We start from the raw sequence: 1,515 nt of genomic DNA on the forward strand, positions 1-1,515 counted from the left end.
CCCTGCCGCTGAAACTCCTGCTCCAGACGATACAGTGGTGAGTACATCACAAACTTCTGCGTCATGATATGGGCTACTGCCTCCGGGGATGCAAAACTGCCCGGGCAGAGCGTCGGCTGTTTAGGTGTTTTCCGGAGATTGCCTTCTCCTGTTTCCGCTTCGCACTGCTTGCAGGCGTAGGTGTAGTACACATCCTCCCGGATCCAGAACCGGGCCGGCTCCATCTTCAGGCTCCGGCGCACCTCTTTCCCAATCTCCTCCATTACGGCGCCGCAGGTATCGCAGGTACGCTCTTCCTCGGAAAGGCGGTGCTCCACCACTTCCGTGGGGGTCCCCTCCGGCACGATATCCAGCACATTGCCGCTCTGGCGCTTGCGGGCATGGGCCTTTACCGCCACCTGCTCCGCTGTGGCGTTCTTGGTCCCATAGGCATAGGCCTCCGCCTCATTTGCCATGAGAGACAGCTGGTCCATCAGGCCCTCTTCAAGACGCTCTGAGGATACGCCAAACTGCCGTTTCTTGGCAAGACCAAGCTGCTCCAGAAGCCATTGGTTCTGGAGCTTCAGCTCAGTCAGCTGTGCCTGCTGAGAATCATATTCCGCCCGCGAAATGGTCACCATTTCCGGGGTGTTTGCGGCGGTATTCTTTTCATTTCCCATAAGAAAATGATACCACAAATCGGAACAAAAAACCACTGTTTTCAATGCTTTCCGGTATTATATTGCGCTCAGACCGCTCACTGCTTTGTTTGCCTTCGGCTGCTCTGTTTTCAGCCCCTCCATCAGCCAGCGGTACTGTTGAGGTGTTAAGGCCTGCACTTCCTCTGTGCTTCTGGGCCATTGGAAACTGCCGCTCTCCAGGCGCTTATACAACAGCAGAAAGCCGTCTCCCTCCCAGTACAGCGCCTTGATCCGGTCCCGCCGTCTTCCGCAGAACAGAAACAGCGCCCGCTGAAAGGGATCCATCTGGAACTGGCTCTTTACCAGATTAGCCAGTCCATCAATACCTCGCCGCAGATCTGTGTATCCGCAGGCAATGTACACCGGGCAGCTGCAACTAAAATCGTTCAGCATGTGTGCAGCATCTCAATCAATGTTTTCAGCTGATCCCTCCCACACGACGGATAGATATCGATTCTCACATCCCCAGCATACAGCGTAGCGGAATGTTCCGCTTCGTTCCGGTATTCCTGTCTTGGTACAGGCGCTTTTGCAAAGGTAACGCTCTCCTGTCCGTCCTGCTGTGCCATGCTCTCCGCAACAGACAGTACTTCTCGCTCCCAGCGATAATATGTAGTTGGGGTGATTCCCTGTTGCCTGCACCATTCGCGAACCGATTGTCCGCTGCTCCGGCATTCCTTAATTGCTGATCCCCATTCCTGTAGCCGTGCCTGGTGTTTCAATTCCATAGATGTCACTGAAAGCCCCCCTGTACAAAATAGTGCTGGAACGTTCCGCTTCGTTCCAGCACTATTATCTCATGCAAGTCTATCCGCCTGTTCCTTTGACGGTTACG

The 1,515-nt window shown here is 54.5% G+C and carries 3 protein-coding genes; all 3 read right to left on the reverse strand.

Translation table 11 applies throughout. The annotated features are described in order from the left end of the window. The coding region (locus tag ACEVJL_RS16755) for an IS66 family transposase zinc-finger binding domain-containing protein (protein ID WP_374738485.1) at positions 1–659 on the reverse strand (659 nt) is incomplete at its 3' end. A 57-nt stretch (positions 660–716) separates the two neighbouring features. Next, positions 717–1,073: an IS66 family insertion sequence element accessory protein TnpB gene (tnpB, locus tag ACEVJL_RS16760; protein ID WP_195325622.1), complete on the reverse strand. Its 357-nt coding sequence runs from the start codon at positions 1,071–1,073 to the stop codon at positions 717–719. Next, the gene (gene tnpA, locus ACEVJL_RS16765) at positions 1,067–1,408 is read right to left on the reverse strand and encodes an IS66 family insertion sequence element accessory protein TnpA (protein ID WP_374738486.1); all 342 of its coding nucleotides are present in this window, start codon (positions 1,406–1,408) and stop codon (positions 1,067–1,069) included. Before tnpA ends, tnpB begins: the two co-directional genes overlap by 7 nt. Between the last annotated feature and the right edge of the window lie 107 nt (positions 1,409–1,515).

It is taken from the genome of Flintibacter porci (genome assembly GCF_041925195.1).
In the GTDB taxonomy this organism is placed as follows: domain Bacteria; phylum Bacillota; class Clostridia; order Oscillospirales; family Oscillospiraceae; genus Lawsonibacter; species Lawsonibacter porci.